Origin of the sequence: Fervidobacterium sp., from assembly GCA_026419195.1 — a bacterium.
Taxonomy (GTDB): Bacteria; Thermotogota; Thermotogae; order Thermotogales; family Fervidobacteriaceae; genus Fervidobacterium.
The window spans coordinates 144,698-164,404 of sequence record JANZZV010000001.1; the positions used below are offsets into that span (position 1 = coordinate 144,698).

The window sequence follows — 19,707 nt, forward strand, 5'->3', positions numbered from 1 at the left end:
AGAAGTTATGGAAATTAGCGCACAGATGGTAAAAGAACTAAGGGAAAGAACAGGAGCAGGAATGCTTGATTGCAAAAATGCACTTACAGAAGCAAACGGTGACTTCGAAAAGGCTATAGAAATTCTCAGAAAAAAGGGACTTGCTAAAGCTGCCAAAAAAGCTGGTAGAGAAACGAAAGAAGGTTTAATCATATCGTACGTACATCACAACGGAAAAATAGGTGTACTTCTTGAACTCAACTGCGAGACGGATTTCGTTGCAAGGACTGATGAGTTTAAGGAACTTGGTAACAAAATAGCGATGCATATAGCGGCAATGTCTCCAAGGTGGTTAAGTAGGGAGGAAGTACCAACCGAGGTAATTGAAAAAGAAAAGGAAATATATAGAGAACAGCTCAAAGATTCTGGTAAGCCAGCTCAAGTTATAGAAAAAATTATCGAAGGAAAACTTGAAAGTTTTTACCAGGATAATTGTTTGCTTGAACAAAAATACGCACTTGATCAAACGATTACCATAAAAGACATGATTCAGCAAGCAATAGCAAAAATAGGAGAAAATATCCAGGTGTCACGATTTGTAAGAATGCAAATTGGAGAATGACGATAAGCTAAATTAAATCACGCCATGCGTAAATTTGCATGGCGTGATTTAATTTAACAGTCAAAACAAAATAAAGGTCGTTTCGAGATGAAAGGTGAGAAGCTATGATTCTTATTGGTAGCAAGCCTGTAGAAGTTCATTTTGTTGTTGGGGACATAACGATACAAAAAGTGGATGCTATAGTAAACGCTGCAAATCCATATCTAAAACATGGTGGAGGTGTCGCTGGCATTATCGTTCGAAAAGGCGGTTCTCAGATTCAGAAAGAAAGTGATGAATATGTGAAAAAATACGGGCCAGTTAAGCCCGGTAATGTTGCAGTAACTACAGCAGGTTTATTAGATACAAAATATATTATTCATGCTGTTGGACCTACTGGGGATCTACCAGAAAACGATCAGATAATGGAAAGTTGTTTTGAAAACATATTAAAAAAATCCGATGAACTTGGATTAAAAAGTATAGCTATACCTTTCGTTGGAACTGGCATATTCGAATATCCACTTGAAAGGTTCGTTCAAGTTGCAAAAAAGTTCATCAATAAATATTTTCATGAATACTCAGGTAGTGTAGAAAAGGTAATTTTTTGCGACATAGATAGCAGAAAAATTCAAACCCTCGAAAAGCAGTTTCAAGAAAAACGTTAAGTTGTACAAGCAATCTAAAACTTCCAAACTCCAAGCTTCAACTTAACGTCGAAAATTTTTCCTTCTCTGTCTATTGTAACAGATATTTCATCACCGATTTTCTTACCTGAAATCGCCTTTACAACGTCTTCTTGTGTTTTTACAGCTTTTTTCTCAACAGCTACAACAATATCTCCCTGCTTAATACTACTTAACTGTGCCGGTGAACCGACTTCAACAAAAGCAACGTACAAGCCATCAGATTTGACATTATACTCTTTCTTCACCCTTTCGTTGACAGAAAACCAAGTAACACCAAACAGTTTATTGTTCAATGGACTACTTATAACTTTAAATATACTATCTGCATCAACAACAACCCTGAAGGTAAAATCATTACGAATTTCAGAAGGATTAACTGATATTCTGTCTGTGATTCGATTAAGAATTGCACCTGTTCTACCTACGACTAAATTACCTGACAAATTTACCGGGTTTTCAGCAGGTAATTTTTTATACGCATTTGGGTCATAGTAGTCCTGACAATATTCAATGGGTAAACCAAACATGTTTACAACTCCATAAGGAGAAATGTCCGTTGCCTCAAAGGCTTTAACATCATAGTCTAATTTTCCATCATTGTACTTTGTAGGTTTTGAATTTCCCCAAGGATACATCCGTCCATCTACTCCCCGCGCAGCCTTTTCCCATTGTGCTTCTGTTGGTAGCTGATAGCCAGCCCACTCGCAATATGCCTTTGCTGAAACCCAATTGATGCCTGTTATCGGAAAACTTAAACTTCCATTATCTGCCGAAAAGCTTACACGTATCTTAGTACCTAAGTATGTTTGCTCTACTGGGGTTATACCTTTTCCAAGTGCGACGTTCTGGTTTTGACCTGCCCTTAAAAAGTCAAGATACTGTTTTACCGTGATTGGGTATTTTGAGATATAAAAGCCAGAAACATAAACATTTCGAGTTGGTAATTCATCCTGATCAACCTTTTCCCAAGATGGATCCGCTCCCATCTTAAAGATTCCACCAGGGACAAAAACAAAAGTTACTCCTGTTCTTGGATCCACAACTTCAGATGGATATACTTTAATGAGTTTTATCTCTTTGTTATCGACCTTAATCGGGTGTTTAACTACTAAAGTAGCTGTGTTGTCTTTGTCATAAAACAACGAATTTAAAGATATTTCCTTTTCAGTTTCAGTCTTTTCAGATGTTTTTAATGTGGTGAATAAGATTTCGTTTCGATCGACTAAAACTTTACCCCAATCACCTGAGATTTCTACTTTACCCGAAACCACGTCTCTCATCTTACCGTACAACTTCCTTCCTGTTTTCAAAATGAAAAGGTCGTAACTCGTTGCTTTATTATAGGGAAGGTATATATTTTCAACAAAATCATAATTAAAGTGGTACTCGTTTTGCATCTTATCTATGAGTATCAAAGTAGTATCTGTGTATTTTAGCACAGTTCCTGTAAAAACATCACCCAAACTGGTTATAACACTGTACTGGTCTGCTATGGAGATTTCTACAGAAAATCCGGCACTCTTTTTACCTTCTAAAAATGACACGGGTTCAAACGAAAGATAATCTACCGAATCAAGTGACTTTATTCTAACTTTTCCAAACATTGTGTTTAGAACAACATAACCTTGCTCAACCTGAGCTACGTACGCATCGAATCTTCTACCGTAAATGGACACTTTCCCAACTTCTGGTGTAGCAATTTGCTTAAAAATTAGGAATTTCACTTGGTAAAGTGGGATGTAAACCATTCCTAACTGCGTCTCAACTGCAACATAAGAGGTCAACAATTCAGTAACTTTTCCTTCAACTCTCTCACCGTTCTTATAAACCACAACATCCGCAAACAAAGTTGATGAAAAAACCGCTAAGCAGAAAAATAAGACTATAGCAATGCAATTAGAAAACTTTACCATGATCACTCCTCCTTAAATTATAACAATGTTATTGATTCCATAATTAATTATACCAAAAGAATGGAAAAAAATCCTTCACTTATACTGGAATTTTGTGGTAAAATTAATTGTGAAAACATAAAAAAAGCATATTCAATTTAGGTGATACAAACGTGAGTATTAAAACAAGCAATAAACGATATAGGATCGCACTTGTTGTCTACACTACGTTGATCTTGTGGTCAATATTTCTAAGTACAATAAGAACTAAAGATGTCGAGGAACTTTTTAAATATCCATCAAGAGGAGAGAATTCTACCTCCTCCGATTATTGGTTTCTAATATATTATGTTGATAGGTTTTGGTATGTCAACAAAGATGGAAAAATATACGATTTGTGTCAAGAATATGGAAATGTTTGCAACAACATCTCACCATTTGTTACGGGCATAAAAATAGACAACGAAACTGGGGAATTAGATAGGCGGATGCTTACTTTTATTCCAAAAGATATACCGAGGATAATATACGAAATAAACCTCAATGAAAAGTACATCACCACGACGAAATCAGCGATCATTTACTTCACAGATATCAACGATATTGATGAATGCTCAAGTGTTTTGAAAACAGTTGGAGACTATCTCGATTCCGGGAAAATTTTTTTATTCAAAAATGGAAAATTATATTTGCTATAGAGGGGTGAAAGTATGCCAAAAAGTCGTGAGATTGTCTCGTTAGATATTGGCAATGACAGTATAAAAGCTATAGTTGTAGATTACTCGGAAGGTTATGGGAACGTCGTTGCGTTTTCAAATGTGAAAACCAGGGGGATTGAGAACGGGGAAATAAAAGATGTAGTTGCTTTAAACGAATCAATGGTTCAAATAGTGGAAGATCTTGAAAGACAAATTGAGAAAGAACTTAGAGGAGAACTCTTAGTTTCTTCAAGTTGTGGGGACTTTACACTCACCGAAGTTACCGAAGAGCTTTTACTGAATGAGAAAGATGAGACTGTAGTTTCAGAAGAACATGTGTCAAAACTTACGGAAAATTTACTCAACGATATATCACCTTCGAATGAGAAAAATTCGTTGCATTTGTTTGTGAAAAAATACATATTAGATGATAAAAAAGTTGTTGTTAATCCAGTAGGTATGAAAGCCAAAAAACTTTCGGCAGTCTTTACCATAGTAATGGGGTCTGAAAAATACAGAAACGTTGTCGAGTACGCCACAAAAGATATCCTAGGTGAGGCTGAATATTATATATCTTTCGTTTCAAATGCAGAGGCTGTACTCTCCCATGTTGAAAAAGACAGAGGGGTTCTACATGTTGATTTAGGTTACCATTCAACCGTTGTAACGCTCTATTATGCAAACACTCCATTGGAAATGAACAGGATAGATATAGCTATGAAGAATGTCATCAAAGATATAGCGATCGTACTTAAGACATCTTTACAAGAAGCGGAAAGGCTTTTAAGAACCTATGGTGTAGCTGTATATTTGGATGTTGAACCTGTGATTATAGAGTACAAAGGTTTAGATGGCAGAAGCATACAACGAACCGATAAAGAATATCTTTCAAGAATAATTTATGCAAGATTGAGGGAGATCTTTATGAGAATTAGGAAGCTTTACAAAGATTACACATTGAAATATCCTGAATTTTCAAATGTCGGTATTCCTGGAGGTATAGTCCTCACAGGTGGAGGTGCGATGCTACAACGTATTGAATCATTGGCAAGTGATGTTTTTAGGTGTCCAGTGCGAATAGGTAATCTTTTCGATTCAGACAAATTCAAATGTGAATCTGATGAAACAATAGTATTTTCACCACTTTATTCTTCTGCTTTTGGGAACATAATTGTTTATGAAAAAGAACAAAATATGTACAGTTCCATGTTAGGTGAAAGGACAAGACGTTCAGGTACGGACTTTTTAAGAAAAATAGCAGACGCTTTTGGAAAGATATTTGGATAAAATAAGGAGGGAAAATGATGCCGTTCATGATAGAAAAGGAACATAAACAGCACTTTGAGAGGATACCAGGAATACCAATATTAAAAGTCGTAGGTGTTGGCGGAGCAGGATGTAATGCAATCAACAGGATGGCGGAGATGGGGTTGAAGGGAGTCACATTGATAGCTGTGAACACAGATGCCCAAGTGCTTGAAATAAGTAAAGCGGATATAACTGTTCAAATTGGTGAGAAATTAACCAAAGGGCTTGGTGCTGGTGGAAATCCCAAGGTAGGTGAGGAAGCCGCACTTGAGGACCGGAAAAAGTTAGAAGACATGCTTCATGGTACGGATATGCTTTTTATAACAGCTGGATTTGGAGGCGGAACAGGAACAGGTGCTGCACCAGTTATTGCTGAGATTGCAAAAAACCTTGGTATTCTAACCGTGGCGATTGTGACGATGCCATTTTTCTTTGAAGGCACGCCACGCTGGAATGTAGCACTTGAAGGTGTTAAACGTATATCTGGAAAAGTTGATACACTGATAAAGATAAGTAACAACAAACTGTTAGAACAATTGTCACCAAGTACTACAATTGTTGATGCATTCTCAACGGCGGATGAAATACTACATCAAGGTGTGAAAGGAATTTCCGATCTGATAATGAAAAGAGGTTATATAAATCTTGATTTTGCCGATGTTGAATCAGTTATGAGAAATGCAGGTAATGCCATGCTTGGTATCGGTATTGGTAAGGGTGAAAAAAGGGTTTACGATGCTGCTCGAAAGGCACTTGACAGGAAATTTCTGGATTATCCAATCGAAAATGCACGTTCTTTAATATTGAATATTTCAGCACCGCGGAATGCAACATTGCAAGAAATGCAAGAGGCTGCGATGATTGTTAAGCAAACCTGTAGTGAGGATGCTGATATGAAATTTGGAATGGTAATAGATGATGAACTTGCCGAGGATGAAATGAGGGTTACAGTAATTGCCACAAGATTTGACGTGGAAGAGAAGTTTGCAAAATCCGAAGAAGATATACCGGCTATATACAAATTTGGACTTGACTACAAAGGTAGAAGCGAATAATGAAATTGCTACTTCATATAGGGGGGGATTTTTTTGGAAAAAGAAGCGAAAATTAAAAAGTTGGGAGATGTTTTAATCGAAAAAAACATAATAACTCCATATGAACTTGAAAGAGCTCTTGAAATGCAGCAAGATTTGAAAAAACCTCTTGGTGAAATACTTGTACAGATGGGGTATTGTACATGGGATGATATAGTCAAAGCACTCGCTGAACAATATCAAATACATGCTTGTGTTGGTGAAATAAAATTAAATGAGGAATTCGTCAAATCTTTTCCCAGGGATGTTTTACATGAACTTAAGATTGTTCCCATCGATGAACGTGATGGAAAACTATTTGTAGGTATATCAAACGTTTATGATATTCCTGTCATAAAAAGAAGGTTAAAATTCCGCATGGGTAAAGATGTTGATTTCTGTTTGATGCCTCCGAGTACGTTTGAGACACTGTACAACAGCGTGATTCATGGAATAACTAAATCTGTATTTACCGAGCAAATGACTGAAGCCATTGTTCAGCAAGAAGAAGTGAAAGAGGAAGAAATTAAAGAAGAGCTCAGTGAAGAGGAAACACCTGTTGTGAAACTTGTTTCAAACATAGTAAACCATGCTATAGAACTTGACGCCAGTGATATACATATAGAACCACAACGAAAAAACGTTGTTGTCAGATACAGAGTCGATGGAGTTTTAAGGAGAATAACTGAGTACCCAAGAAACATGCACTCTGCTGTTGTATCAAGGATTAAGATACTTTCTGGATTAGACATAGTTGAGAGAAGACTTCCGCAAGACGGGAAGTTTTTCATAAAAAAAGGGGAAGAACAATTTGATTTACGTGTTTCAACGATGCCATCTGTTCTCGGTGAAAAAGTTGTTATGAGGATTTTAAAAGTCTCCTCATCTAAGAAAAGACTTGAAGATCTTGGTTACTCTCCTTACAACTATGAGCGCATTCAAAAGCTAATAGAACATCCATACGGCATAATATTAGTTACAGGACCAACAGGTAGCGGTAAATCAACAACACTGGTTGCAATAATAAATTCGCTGAACTCAGAGGATGTGAATATAGTAACAGCCGAAGATCCTGTTGAATACACAGTAGATGGTATTACGCAATGTCAAGTAAATGCTGATATCGGATTAACTTTTGCAAAATATCTAAGGGCATTCCTGAGGCAAGATCCAGACATTATAATGGTTGGTGAAATAAGGGATAGAGAAACTGCTCAGCTTGCTGTGGAAGCTTCGCTTACAGGACACTTAGTACTTTCAACATTGCATACCAATACAGCCGCTGGTGCTATAGACAGACTTGTAAACATGGGAATTGAACCATCTCTTATATCTGCCTCTTTAATAGGTGTCATGGGGCAAAGACTTGTTAGACGTGTTTGCCAAAAATGTAAAGTTGAAGCTGAACTTCCTCCGCAATATGTTGAAAAGGCTAAAAAAATTTTCCCTGATATGAGACCTATCCAGTATGTTGGTCAAGGTTGTCAGGCTTGTAATAATACCGGATATAAAGGCAGAACTGCCGTTGCTGAAGTACTTGTTGTGAACGATGAAATGCGCAGGCTTATTCAAAAAGAGGCATCAACATATGAACTTGACAAGTCGGCGAGAAGAAATGGAATGATTTCAATGTTCCAAGATGGATTGTACAAAGTTCTCAATGGAGAAACAACGATTGAAGAAGTCCTTGCCATCGTCGGAGAAGAGGAGGAATAATCCTTGTTTGATCCTCAAAAATACAGAGCAGAAAAGGAAAAAGAAATAAAAAGTGTATATGGAAGCTTACGGAAAAGGAGCTTTAGGTTTTTGTTTTTGAATATTTTGATGGTAATTTTGATATTTACATTCGTCTTCTTTATCCAGAGGGTATCTCCCCAAACTTACTCTAATATCGTTGAAAATCTCCAGTTGGTAATTGAGATGACAAAAGTTGAATTCAAATCACCAGAGAAGATAAATGCACGCGTTTATATCGTTAATACAAGAAAAACTGCGAAAAGTTTTGTAATAAGCGATTTTTATATAAAAGTATATTCACCCCAGAAGACTTTGTATGAATTTTCTTATCCTTCTGCAATTGAAAGTACAGTTGATGGATTGTCAAAGAGACTCATTTATGATCTCGGAAAAGAAGTAACACTTTCGAATCTTTCTGGTGGAAATTACACAATACATGTTAGATGTAAAATAAACGGTAGAGATGCTCAAATCTACAGAAATTTTACGTACACAGAACAAATCTACTATGAGATAGCAACGGAACCATTTTATTTAGTTAATGAATCTATAAATCCAAAAATCGTTATCAAAAACAGAACATCGAAATTGCAAAATATACAGATAAATAAAATTACTTGGAAATGCAAAGATAAAGAGTACACCCAACACGTAAAAAAACAAATTAATCTTTACCCCGGTGAGATTGAGATAATAGAGTCAGAGTATAAGTTTTCTGTTGAGGAAAACAAAGATAGTGAGCTTGGCGCTTCAATTCATTTTAAGGATAACACTATAAGAGACATAAAAATTTTAGTACCGGTTACTAGGTCCTTAGAAAAAGACACAAAAGGCTTGGACTTCAGTATTGAGGCTGAAGAGTCTGTTATTGTGAACCAAATACCAAAACTGAATGTTTTCGTCATCAATCAACAGAATTCTAAGCGGTATCTTTACGTGGATAAAATTTCATTCAGCATATCTAACATCGGGTATAACTTTGAAATCGGAAACAGAAGGTTTTTTCTTATCCCGTTTGGAAAAACATTCATCACAAAATTGGAACGACTTAAATTCAACGAACCAGGTGTTTACGAAATGTTGATAACTATAAGTTCGGGTAATTCTAAATATCAAAAGAAGATCACAATCGCTGTTGGGAGGTAAATCGAATGAGCAAGACTGGTCATCAAAAAATCGAGTGGGTATCAAAGCATATGAAATTACTTAATTTAATACAGAATTCTAAAGAATACAACTTAAGTAATTTCAGAATAGGTATGTCCATTCACCTTGAGGCGAAAACAGCCTATCTTGCAATAACTTTGAAAAAACTTGGGGCACAAGTGTTTGTAACAGGTTGTAATCCACTTTCAACGCAAGATGATGTTGCCCATGCGCTCAAAGATTTTGACATTGCAGTCCATGCAAAGAGAACAGAAAGTGAGCAAGAATATTTTTCGTTTCTTCACAAAATTCTTGACTACCAGCCAGATTTAATACTTGATGATGGTGCAGATTTAACAGTACTTGCCCACACTCAAAGAAAAGAAGTATTGAACAATCTCAAGGGAGTTTCAGAAGAAACAACCACAGGAGTTCGAAGATTGAAAAATCTTGAAAAAAGTAGACTCTTGACTGTACCAGTCATAGCGGTCAACAATGCAAAAATGAAATTTATGTTTGATAATAGGTATGGTACTGGACAATCTACATTAGATTCAATAATGAGAAATACGAATTTGCTTATCGCTGGTAAAAACGTACTCGTTGCTGGTTACGGTTGGTGTGGAAGGGGAATAGCAATGAGAGCCCACGGATTAGGGGCAAGGGTAATGATTAGTGAAGTAGATCCAATAAAAGCGGTAGAAGCCTTAATGGATGGATTTCAAGTTGGGAAGATAGAAGAACTTGCTCCAAAAGCTGATTTTATAATAACTGCAACAGGTGTTAGGGATGTGCTTACCAAAGACGTACTTCAAAACCTGAAAGACGGGGTCGTACTTGCAAACGCTGGACATTTCAACGTAGAAATTCCCATGGAAGAGATAGAAAAAATAGCCTCCGAAAAATACGAAATCAGGCAAAATGTAACGTGTTACAAAATCAATAACAAAAATATATTTGTTGTGGGTCAAGGAAGATTAGTTAACCTAGCAGCAGCAGATGGACATCCTGTTGAGATAATGGATATATCATTTGCTCTCCAAACTCTCTCGCTTGTGTACTTAGCAAAGAATCATAGCGTGCTTGAAAGAGTTGTTTACAATTATCCTGAGGAACTTGATAGAAAAGTGGCGCTGTTGAAATTACAAACACTTGGAATCTCGATAGATCAGTTAACCGAGGAGCAAAAAAAGTATCTGGAGGAGTTTTAAAAAAATATGGTGTTAATATTAAAAAAAGAAGATAGAACACAAGCAGCGTTGCTAGAAAACAATTTGTTGGCGGAGATATTTATTCCTGACTATGATGATGAAGATACAGTTGCAGGTAGCATCTACGTAGGAAAGATAGAAAAATTTGTGAACGCACTCGAGGCTGCTTTTGTAAAAATTGCCAACGATCAAAATGCCTTTTTGAGATTGAAAGATATAAAGAGTGAATATCTTAAGTTTTTCGGATTTGAAAAATTGCAAGAAGGACAAAAAATATTAGTACAAATAAAAAAAGAAGGCGGGCTTACTAAAGGACCCCAAGTAACAACAAATATAGGAATACCAGGACGATACATAGTGTACATGCCATTTTCAAAAAACATTGGGATTTCAAGAAGAATCATCGATGAAGAAGACAGAAAAAGATTAAAACAAATAGGAGAAATATTAAAAGAAAAGTACAATGCTGGATTTATCATGAGAACATCTGCTGCCGAATGTAATGAGGAAAGAATATACGAAGAAGTTGAAGAATTAAAAAAGAAATGGATGATTGTAGTTGAAACATTTAAGCGTTCCCGTAAACCAAAACTGATTTATAAGGAAACAGATAATGACGAGTTTATGGTAAGGGAATTTCTAAAAAAGGAAGTTTCGGATGTTATAACCAACTCTTCGAGCATAAAGGAGCTTGTGCGAAATTACAGAAGAGATGTCAACGTAAAAGTTGTTGAATCGGATCCCTTTGAAGATTATAATATATATGCTCAATTAAAGTCCTCGCTCAGAAGAGTTCATCAATTACCTTCAGGTGGAGAGATTGTTATAGATAGAACAGAGGCTCTAACAATTATCGACGTAAATTCTGGACACTGCACAAATACTGAAAACCATGAAGAACTATCAAAAAAAATAAATGCTGAAGCAGCAAAAGAGATATGCAGATTGCTAAGATTGAGAAATATTGGTGGAATAATTATAATAGACTTTATAGACATGGAAGATGACCAAAGTAAGGATGAAATTATTAGAGTATTAAAAGATGAAACACTCAAGGATAGAAACAAAATAGAGATATATGGTTTTACACGACTTGGATTACTTGAGATGACAAGGAAAAGAACAAGCAAATCCTTAGATGAACGTTTAAACTCTCTTTGTCCGGTGTGTAATGGTACTGGTTACGTTGTGAATCCAAAAATCGTACTTGAAAAGCTATTAAAAGAAATTAACAAAAAACCTAAAGAGGCAAAAGAAGTAATAATCAAGCTCCATCCATCTTTTAAACAAATTGTCGATAAGGAATTAATAAAGAAAGTTATGAAAGTTACTGTGCACTTACACTTTACACACACAGAACCAGACTCATACGAACTCATTTGGAAGGTCTAATAATACTAATGTATTTAAGGGGGGAATGCGGTGGAAAATCTAAAAATATACGTGGAAAACTCAGAATACGAGATCCCTTACGGTTCAACTCTTGAGGATCTGGCAAAAGAATACAGCGTCAAGTCTGGAAAGGTTGTAATCGGAGCAAAGATAGAAAATAAAATAATAGAACTTTTTAGACCTATAACAAGATCAGGAGAGGTTTCCTTCATATATCTTGAACATCAAGATGGCATGAGAATTTACCAAAGAGGTTTGTTTTTCATACTACATGCGGCAGCAAGAAGAATCTTTAAATCATATACACTCAAAATATTACATACGATAGGACACGGCTTTTACTGCGAAATAAGAGATGACGGAAAGCCTGTGAATTTGACACAAGAGGATATCGAAAAGATTGAGGATGAAATGAGGAAGTGGGTGGAAAAAGATTATAGATTTAAAAAAAGTGAACTTCCAAAAAGTGAAGCGATGGATTTATTTGCTTCCGCAGGAATGGCAGACAAGGTCAAATTGCTAAAATATAGAAAGAAAAAGACTGTGAAAGTTTACGAAGCAGACGGGCATTTCGATTATTTTTACGGATACATGCCTCCTTCCACTGGATATTTGAAATGGTTCAAATTGGTAAAATACGATCAAGGATTTGTTTTGTTACTCCCGATTGTAAAAGGAAAAGAAATATCTGTCCCAGAGTTTAAGCCATTTCCAAAATTATCCTCTGTTTTTCTCGAATATTCTCGGTGGCTCGAAATAATGGATATCGACAATGTTGGAGATTTGAATGAGATAATAGCAAAAGGAGAAAGGGCAGTAACAGATTTAATTATACTTGCAGAAGCATTACATGAAAAAAAGATAGCCATGATATCTGAAGAGATAAAAAACAAAAAAAACGTAAGACTTGTTTTGATAGCAGGACCATCTTCGAGTGGAAAGACCACGTTTTCGAAACGTCTAATGGTTCAGCTCAGAGCCAGTGGATTAAAGCCAATAACGATATCACTCGATGACTATTTTGTCGATAGAGAAAAGACCCCAAGGGATGAAGAAGGTAAATATGATTTTGAAGCGCTTGAGGCGATTGATATTGAATTGTTCAATAAAAATCTATTAGATCTATTCGATGGAAAGGAAGTGGAGTTACCAAAGTTTAATTTTGTGCTTGGTAAACGTGAAAGCTCTGGGGAAAAATTAAAAATCGATAAGGACCAGATTATCATTGTTGAAGGAATCCATGGATTGAATCCAAAATTGACTGAACTAGTACCTGAAGAGTTGAAATTTAAAATATACGCAAGTGCTCTAACACAGTTAAACTTGGATAATGTCAACAGACTACACACAACGGATGTGAGGTTGTTAAGAAGAATGGTGAGAGACAGCAAATTTAGAGGACATGACGCACTTGCAACACTTCGAATGTGGGGTAGTGTAAGAAGAGGAGAAGAAAAGAACATATTCCCATACCAAGAAAATGCCGACGTAATGTTCAACAGTGCACTTGTGTATGAAGTTTCTGTTTTAAAAATCTTTGCAGAACCATTGTTGACAGTTGTTCCAGACAATGAGATTGAATCAATTGAAGCAAACAGATTACTGAAGATATTAGATTATTTCTTGCCAATAACAAACATAGAAGATATTCCAAGAACGTCTATAATAAGGGAATTCATAGGAAGAAGTGCGTTTAGATATTGAATTTAAATTCTTATGGAGATTGTTGAGAGGTGAGATTTCATGGAAAAATATGCAAACATAGGTTCGACTGAAAGAAAGTACTTACTTGCTGTTTATTTGACTCTAAACGAAATGGGTTGGACAAGGCTAAAAAGAATATCAAGTTTTTTAAATGTGAAAATGCCATCTGCAAAACAATTTCTCGAAAAACTTGTAGAAATGAATTTGATATACTATGAACACAGAGGTGGTATCTCACTTACTCAGGAAGGCAAAAAGCTGGCAATTATTGAAAATACACGGTTCAACGCCGTCAAAACGTTCTTTTGTGAGATATTACAACTCGATGAAAAAGAATCCAACGAAGCAGCTTGGAATGTTTATTTCAATTTGAACGATAAGGTTGTTAACAAATTCTCGGAATTTGCTCGTTTCCTTGTTGAGGACGAAGGTAAGAAAATTGTTGAAGAGTTCAGAACTTTTCTTTCTCAACCACGTAAAAAAACAGCTCCCTGCCCTATAAGTAGTGCGTACGAAATAATAGAAAAGGAGGATTCAACAGGTGAATCAAATGAAGAGCGGTGAAGAACTTTGTTTTCCTCTTGAATATGACATACTTGTAAAGATTAAAAAAGAGGATGTGCATATTTTAAACTATTTACTTGAAGCCGAGGATCATGTGATGAACATAAGAAGCTTTGAAGGAGAATTTTTGAAGGTTATATCCCCAAAGGACATGGTCATAGATGCCATAAGATTACTCGAAAGTGCTAAGACAATTGTAGAACTCGAAATTGTAGAAATGAAACCAAATACAGGTAGTGCTGATTAATTAAATTTTTTGAAAATCATCCCCAACGTTTGCGTGCGTTGGGGGTTTTTATTGTATTCTTGGAGGTGGATGATGTGGAAAACATCAAGGTTTTTAACGGATACACAATAAGAAAAGTTGAACAGGAAGATTTAGAAAAAGTTTATACCATGAGAAAACAAGTTGCTTCTGAGAGTGACACCATTTTGTCGTCTGAAGAGGAGATAACCTTAGATGGGATTAAGAATTGGATAAACAATTGGAAAGACAATCCAAAAAGATTGTTTCTTGTAGTTGAATGTAAAGGTGAGATTGTAGGACAACTTTGGGTTTGGTTTTTGGATAACAAAATCAAGACATCACATGTTGCTGAATTCGGTTTGGAAGTTCTCAGACAACACCGCGGAAAAGGACTGGGTACTGAGTTATGTAAGATTGCCGTTGAGTGGGCTGAGAAAACTAAAGCAGTAAGATTGCAGGCTGAAACGTTGGAAAGAAACATTCCAATGAGAAAAATACTTGAAAAATTATCTTTTAAAATTGAAGGAAGAATGGAAGCATATTTTAAAGGAACTGATCAATACGAAGACGTGCTTATATATGCTAAGCTGTTCCACGTTTGATTAGCGGTAGAATAAATTCAAATTCAAGTATTTTTTTAGGAATACATCGTTTGCTTCTATTCTAATTTAAGAGTAAAATAAATTTTGTAGAACAAACGTTATTAAAGGAGGAAATCTCATGTCTATCACAACAAAAACGGGTGACAGTGGAGAAACGAGTTTAGCTAACGGGCAGCGTGTTAGGAAAGATTGCACCAGGGTACAATCGTACGGGACAGTGGATGAGCTAAATTCTTTCCTTGGACTTGCTAAACATTATCTGCCAGATTACGAAAGGGAACTTGTAGAATCAATACAAAGAGATTTATTCAGATTGGCGGCAGAATTGGCTAAGGGTGAAAAATATGTGAAGGTCATCTCCGAAGAAGATGTTGAAAGACTAACAAGTTTTATCCACCAATATGAGTCGAAAATACAACTTGATTCATTCGTTATTCCAGGCGAGACTATAGCAAGTGCTCATCTCGATGTTTGCAGAACGATCGCACGACGTGCAGAAAGATTGGTAGTTTCACTTTCAAGTGAAGATAATGTCAGACAAGAGAATATAAAGTATCTTAATAGGGTCTCTGATTTGCTTTACATCATGGCAAGATTTCTTGAAGGTAGCCATATAAAAAAGGTAAGGGGAAGTGAGTTATGATAGTAATTGATGGTTGGCATTTGACTTTGGATGATGTTCATAAAGTTAGTAGAGAGTTTGATCAAGTATGTCTGTCAGACGAAGCCTATAAAGTTATGCTTAAAAGTAGAAAAGCTATACAACGACTACTTGATGAAGGTAAACCAGTGTACGGTGTGAATACAGGTTTCGGTGCCCTGGCAAGTGTCAGAATATCTAAGGAAAAACTGCGTGAACTACAAAGGAACATAGTACTGTCACATTCAGCAGGAATTGGTGATTATCTTGATGAAGACATAGTAAGAGCAATGCTTCTTATTCGTGCAAATGCTCTTGCAAAAGGATACAGTGGCGTGAGACCAACGGTTGTGGAAAAACTTTTAGAGTTGTTGAATAAAAGAATAACACCGTTAGTTCCGGAAAAGGGTTCAGTTGGTGCGAGTGGTGACTTGGCACCACTTTCCCACATAGCCATGAGCATAATTGGATGTGGAAAAGTAATTGTCAATGGAAAAATATTGGACATAACTCAGACAGACTACGAACCAATTGAGTTAGAAGAAAAAGAGGGTTTGAGCCTAATTAACGGTACGCAGTTTATGGCTGCGTATTTATCTTTGATTGTAAGGGACCTGGAAAGACTTATGAAAATTGCTGCACTTGTAGCCGCTTTATCAGTAGACGTACTACTTGGTAGTCCATCTGCTTTTGACGAGCGCATTCAGTTAGCAAGGGCACACCCTGGACAGATAACTATAGCACAGTGGTTGAGAGAATATTTGGAAGGTAGCAAATTAAGAGAGAGTCATAGAAATTGTGCCAAAGTTCAAGATGCGTACACGTTAAGGACAATACCACAAGTTTATGGTGCCGTTTACGATACAATTCAGTGGGTAAAAGAAATCGTTTTGCGAGAAATAAACGCGGCAACGGATAATCCACTCGTATTTGGTGACGAAGTTATAAGTGGTGGGAATTTCCATGGTGAACCATTGGCACTTTGCGCTGATTATCTGGCTATTGCACTCACCTCTATGGGGAATATGATCGAAAGAAGAATTGACAGGCTTGTAAACCCAAAAGTAAACGAAGGGCTGCCTCCGTTCTTGGCTGGTGGTGAGGAAGGACTCAACAGCGGATACATGATTTGGCAATATACCGCCGCTGCTTTATGCAACGAAAACAAGATACTCTCGCATCCTGCCAGCGCAGACAGCATACCAACATCTGCATACCAAGAAGATCACGTAAGCATGGGAGCAAATGCGGTTAGGAAATTAAAGGCCATATACAACAACTTAGTCAGCTTAATATCGATAGAAGCCATGCTTGGCTGTGTAGCTTTAGATTCCAGACGCCCTATGAAAAGTTCGGTTTACATAGAGGAATTTTGTGATAAAATAAAGATAAAATTGGAAAAAGACCAGTACTTTGGTGAAAACTTTGAATTTGTAAAAAATTTGATACTCAGGGAGGTGTATTCATGAGTTTACGAGCTAAACTGATACTATCTTTGGTCTTAGTCGGTGTAGTATCTGCTTTCGTAAGTGTATTTGTCTCGGTACTTGTTTCAACACCGATTGTTCGAGATGCCTCTGCTCAAATTCAGGCACTTGTTCTATCAACACTGAAAAAAGATATAGAAGTTTACCTTAGTGAAATTACAAAACCTTTAGCAGATTATTCGTTCAGTGGAGCCATCTCGCCTTACATGACAAACGTTTCAGATGATCTTGGTATAAGTCAGTTGGGATGGGGCGTTAGAAATGCATACAGTGCACTTAGTCAAAAAGGATATGTGGATGTATTTGTTGTACTTCCAGATCAACGTGTTGTTTCAAAAGATGGATTGGTTCAGTTAAAGTTTCCAACTGATATTCTTGAAAAGGTGTTTACAGGTAAAACGAAAACAGATATCTTCATGCCGTACAATTACAATGGCAAAAGTTACATGTTAGTAATTGCTGCCGTTTACGATTTTGGAGAACATGTCATAGGTGCCTTGGCTGGACTTTATCCAATGGAAGGATTGCAAAAATTGGTTAGTAATATAAAGATAGGAAAAACTGGATATGTGGTTTTAAGCTATGGAACACTTGTTGTTGCACATCCAAAAACTGAATTTGTTGGAAAATTAGACCTTGCAAAAGAAGAAGGTACAAAAATCTTGGCTCAAGAGATACTTTCGAAAACAAAAGGTACGGTTGTTTACAATTTCCAAGGTAAAAAGTTCACTACGTTTGAGCGAATTGGTAATTACAATTTAACAGCAATTGGTATAATTCCGTTTTCAGAAATAGCGGAAGCAGGAAACAAAATAATTTTGTCCGGAGTGTTTGCAGGTACGATAATAGCTCTTGGTGCGGCACTGATTGCAATTTTTCTCACAGATACTATAACAAAACGTATAAACTACGTTGTTGATGTAGCACAAAAAGTTGCACAAAATGATTTGACAGAAAGTATCCAAGAGGAACATCTTGGTAAGGATGAGATTTCCAAACTTGGACATGCGTTTAAATTATTAATTGAAAGTTTCAAGCAGACCGTTGCTGAAGTTATGAAATTAAGCACACAAGTTTCTTCTGTTTCATTCATGCTTGATGATTTGGCACGAAATTCAGCCGAGGCTGCGGCACATTCTAAGGAAACAGTTCAGAAAACAACACTTGAGGTTCAAGATATTGCAGCGGCAACTGAAGAAGCTAACAGTGGTATGGAGGAGATAGCAGCCGGCGCACAAAACATCGCAAGGTATTCTGAAAAGCTTTCCCAAAGTGCAGAACTTATGAGGGAAAACGTTAGTGCTGTATCTAACAAGATGTTGGAAGTCGAGCATTCCGTGGCAGATATTAGGACGGGTATGGGTGAATCGCTAACAGCCATAATTGAGCTTACAAGATTTTCAAATCAGATTGGAGAGATTGTAGACACTATATCAAGTATTGCAGAGCAAACAAATTTATTAGCTTTGAATGCAGCTATAGAAGCAGCACGAGCGGGAGAAGCAGGAAGAGGTTTTGCCGTTGTTGCCGATGAGATCAGAAAGCTTGCTGAAGAAAGTAGGCAAGCAACAAAAAAGATCGCAGAGATTCTTGGTAAGATCGGTGAACAAGCAAAGAAAGTTGAGAAAGTAACAACAAACGTAAGTCAGAGAGTTGATGGCTACGTATCTACAGTTAAAGCAGCAGGAGAAAGTCTCAAGCTTTTGATTACAAAGATAGAGGAAGTATCCAAGATGACAACAGACCTTGCAGCTACGGCGCAGGAACAAAGCGGAGCAACTGAAGAAGTTAGTGCGGCTATGGATAAGGTAACCAAGAATGTGCAGGAAGTCGAACACGATATAGAAGAAATGGCTGCACAAATCTCTAATCAGGCTGAGCAAATAAGCGAAGTTAAAAACTACTCAGATGAACTTGCAAACGCCGTGCAAATATTAAACGATTATATAAAGAGATTCAAAATATGATAAAAATCCCCTCCAAATATTTGGAGGGGATTTTTTAGATTTTTATCGTGTTATTCTTCATCAGCTTCTTCTTCCATATCATCGAGTAATTCTTCGTAGGAGTTTTTTATTTCCTCCTCTTCCTCTTCAATGCTTTCAATAGTGCGTTCTTGGAGCTCTTCTTTTGATTGACCAAGTGGATGTTGCGGATCAAGTTTTCCAGAAAATATCTCTATCTTGCTGCCATTCTCGTAAATATACTCTTTTGCTTTAACCGGTATCTTCAATACTTTGAGTACTTCAACCATAACCTCTTCATCTAAATCCTCATTTTCAGGAAATTGGATAACCAATGCCCCATTTTCATACGCAAGTTTACAACCTTTTGAATTTGCAAATTCGACAAGTTCAGGGTTTTTCAGTGCAAAATCAGCTCGCTGTTCACTTACTTCAAGTTCCATAACGTAGTAGAATGACATCGTTACACCCCTTGTTCTTTAGCAGCTATGTAAGCTTTAACCTTAGCTGCCAATCTTGATTTCCTCCTACTTGCCTGATTTTTGTGTATCGCGCCTCTTCTAGCTGCTTTATCTATAGCACTCTGAGCTTTTTTGAAAAGTTCTTGAATTTCCTCTACAGATTTTTTTTGGGCGATTGCGGTTAACACTGCTTTTATCTTATTTTTCATACTCGTCTTATATGCTTTGTTCAATATTCTTCTTTTTTCAGAGACACGTACCCTTTTTTCAGCAGATTTTATGTTTGGCATAGCCTATTTACCTCCTCAGTTT

At 36.6% G+C, this 19,707-nt stretch carries 19 protein-coding genes; 16 read left to right on the top strand and 3 right to left on the bottom strand.

The features are described from left to right. Nucleotides 1-7 precede the first annotated feature (7 nt). Together tsf and N2Z58_00650 are read left to right on the top strand one after the other, a co-directional pair. Nucleotides 8-601 carry a translation elongation factor Ts gene (tsf, locus tag N2Z58_00645; protein MCX7653178.1) on the top strand — a complete coding sequence of 198 codons (594 nt, stop codon included), beginning with the start codon at nucleotides 8-10 and terminating at the stop codon, nucleotides 599-601. Between the two features lie 104 nt (nucleotides 602-705). After that, nucleotides 706-1,248 (top strand): macro domain-containing protein, encoded by a 543-nt coding sequence (locus N2Z58_00650; GenBank protein MCX7653179.1) that lies wholly within the window; start codon nucleotides 706-708, stop codon nucleotides 1,246-1,248. A gap of 14 nt (nucleotides 1,249-1,262) precedes the next feature. On the opposite strand, the gene N2Z58_00655 is transcribed toward N2Z58_00650, so the two are convergent. Continuing rightward, a complete protein-coding gene (locus tag N2Z58_00655; GenBank protein MCX7653180.1) occupies nucleotides 1,263-3,182 on the bottom strand; it encodes an SUMF1/EgtB/PvdO family nonheme iron enzyme in 1,920 nt (639 codons plus the stop codon). Between the two features lie 152 nt (nucleotides 3,183-3,334). On the opposite strand from N2Z58_00655, the gene N2Z58_00660 reads away from it, so the two are divergent. The 14 genes from N2Z58_00660 (at nucleotide 3,335) to N2Z58_00725 (ending at nucleotide 18,937) form a co-directional block, all read left to right on the top strand. Next, a complete protein-coding gene (locus N2Z58_00660) occupies nucleotides 3,335-3,859 on the top strand; it encodes a DUF4894 domain-containing protein (GenBank protein MCX7653181.1) in 525 nt (174 codons plus the stop codon). Between the two features lie 12 nt (nucleotides 3,860-3,871). Continuing rightward, nucleotides 3,872-5,146: a cell division protein FtsA gene (ftsA, locus tag N2Z58_00665; GenBank protein ID MCX7653182.1), complete on the top strand. Its 1,275-nt coding sequence runs from the start codon at nucleotides 3,872-3,874 to the stop codon at nucleotides 5,144-5,146. Between the two features lie 17 nt (nucleotides 5,147-5,163). Beyond that, on the top strand, nucleotides 5,164-6,222 hold the full coding sequence (gene ftsZ, locus N2Z58_00670; protein ID MCX7653183.1) for a cell division protein FtsZ: 1,059 nt from the start codon (nucleotides 5,164-5,166) through the stop codon (nucleotides 6,220-6,222). A gap of 27 nt (nucleotides 6,223-6,249) precedes the next feature. After that, nucleotides 6,250-7,956, top strand: a complete 1,707-nt coding sequence (locus tag N2Z58_00675; protein MCX7653184.1) for an ATPase, T2SS/T4P/T4SS family — start codon at nucleotides 6,250-6,252, stop codon at nucleotides 7,954-7,956. 3 nt (nucleotides 7,957-7,959) lie between these two features. After that, entirely contained in the window at nucleotides 7,960-9,123 is a 1,164-nt protein-coding gene (locus N2Z58_00680) for a hypothetical protein (protein MCX7653185.1), read from the top strand. Between the two features lie 5 nt (nucleotides 9,124-9,128). Then, nucleotides 9,129-10,334 (top strand): adenosylhomocysteinase, encoded by a 1,206-nt coding sequence (locus tag N2Z58_00685; protein ID MCX7653186.1) that lies wholly within the window; start codon nucleotides 9,129-9,131, stop codon nucleotides 10,332-10,334. 6 nt (nucleotides 10,335-10,340) lie between these two features. Further along, nucleotides 10,341-11,726 carry an Rne/Rng family ribonuclease gene (locus N2Z58_00690; protein ID MCX7653187.1) on the top strand — a complete coding sequence of 462 codons (1,386 nt, stop codon included), beginning with the start codon at nucleotides 10,341-10,343 and terminating at the stop codon, nucleotides 11,724-11,726. 30 nt (nucleotides 11,727-11,756) lie between these two features. After that, complete coding sequence (locus N2Z58_00695; protein MCX7653188.1) at nucleotides 11,757-13,430, top strand: nucleoside kinase; 1,674 nt, start codon at nucleotides 11,757-11,759, stop codon at nucleotides 13,428-13,430. Between the two features lie 39 nt (nucleotides 13,431-13,469). Continuing rightward, nucleotides 13,470-13,994 carry a metal-dependent transcriptional regulator gene (locus N2Z58_00700; protein ID MCX7653189.1) on the top strand — a complete coding sequence of 175 codons (525 nt, stop codon included), beginning with the start codon at nucleotides 13,470-13,472 and terminating at the stop codon, nucleotides 13,992-13,994. Continuing rightward, nucleotides 13,981-14,241, top strand: coding sequence for a DUF4911 domain-containing protein (locus N2Z58_00705; GenBank protein ID MCX7653190.1), 261 nt, complete (start codon nucleotides 13,981-13,983; stop codon nucleotides 14,239-14,241). Before N2Z58_00700 ends, N2Z58_00705 begins: the two co-directional genes overlap by 14 nt. A 74-nt stretch (nucleotides 14,242-14,315) precedes the next feature. After that, entirely contained in the window at nucleotides 14,316-14,843 is a 528-nt protein-coding gene (locus tag N2Z58_00710; protein MCX7653191.1) for a GNAT family N-acetyltransferase, read from the top strand. A 118-nt stretch (nucleotides 14,844-14,961) separates the two neighbouring features. Next, complete coding sequence (locus N2Z58_00715; GenBank protein MCX7653192.1) at nucleotides 14,962-15,486, top strand: cob(I)yrinic acid a,c-diamide adenosyltransferase; 525 nt, start codon at nucleotides 14,962-14,964, stop codon at nucleotides 15,484-15,486. Continuing rightward, entirely contained in the window at nucleotides 15,483-16,952 is a 1,470-nt protein-coding gene (gene hutH / locus N2Z58_00720; GenBank protein ID MCX7653193.1) for a histidine ammonia-lyase, read from the top strand. The genes N2Z58_00715 and hutH overlap by 4 nt, the downstream gene beginning before the upstream one ends. Beyond that, nucleotides 16,949-18,937 carry a methyl-accepting chemotaxis protein gene (locus N2Z58_00725; GenBank protein MCX7653194.1) on the top strand — a complete coding sequence of 663 codons (1,989 nt, stop codon included), beginning with the start codon at nucleotides 16,949-16,951 and terminating at the stop codon, nucleotides 18,935-18,937. The genes hutH and N2Z58_00725 overlap by 4 nt, the downstream gene beginning before the upstream one ends. A 50-nt stretch (nucleotides 18,938-18,987) precedes the next feature. Here N2Z58_00725 and N2Z58_00730 read toward each other — a convergent pair whose 3' ends face one another. Both N2Z58_00730 and rpsT read right to left on the bottom strand, forming a co-directional pair. Next, nucleotides 18,988-19,395, bottom strand: a complete 408-nt coding sequence (locus N2Z58_00730; protein MCX7653195.1) for a hypothetical protein — start codon at nucleotides 19,393-19,395, stop codon at nucleotides 18,988-18,990. A gap of 2 nt (nucleotides 19,396-19,397) precedes the next feature. Next, on the bottom strand, nucleotides 19,398-19,685 hold the full coding sequence (rpsT, locus tag N2Z58_00735) for a 30S ribosomal protein S20 (GenBank protein ID MCX7653196.1): 288 nt from the start codon (nucleotides 19,683-19,685) through the stop codon (nucleotides 19,398-19,400). Nucleotides 19,686-19,707: the final 22 nt, after the last annotated feature.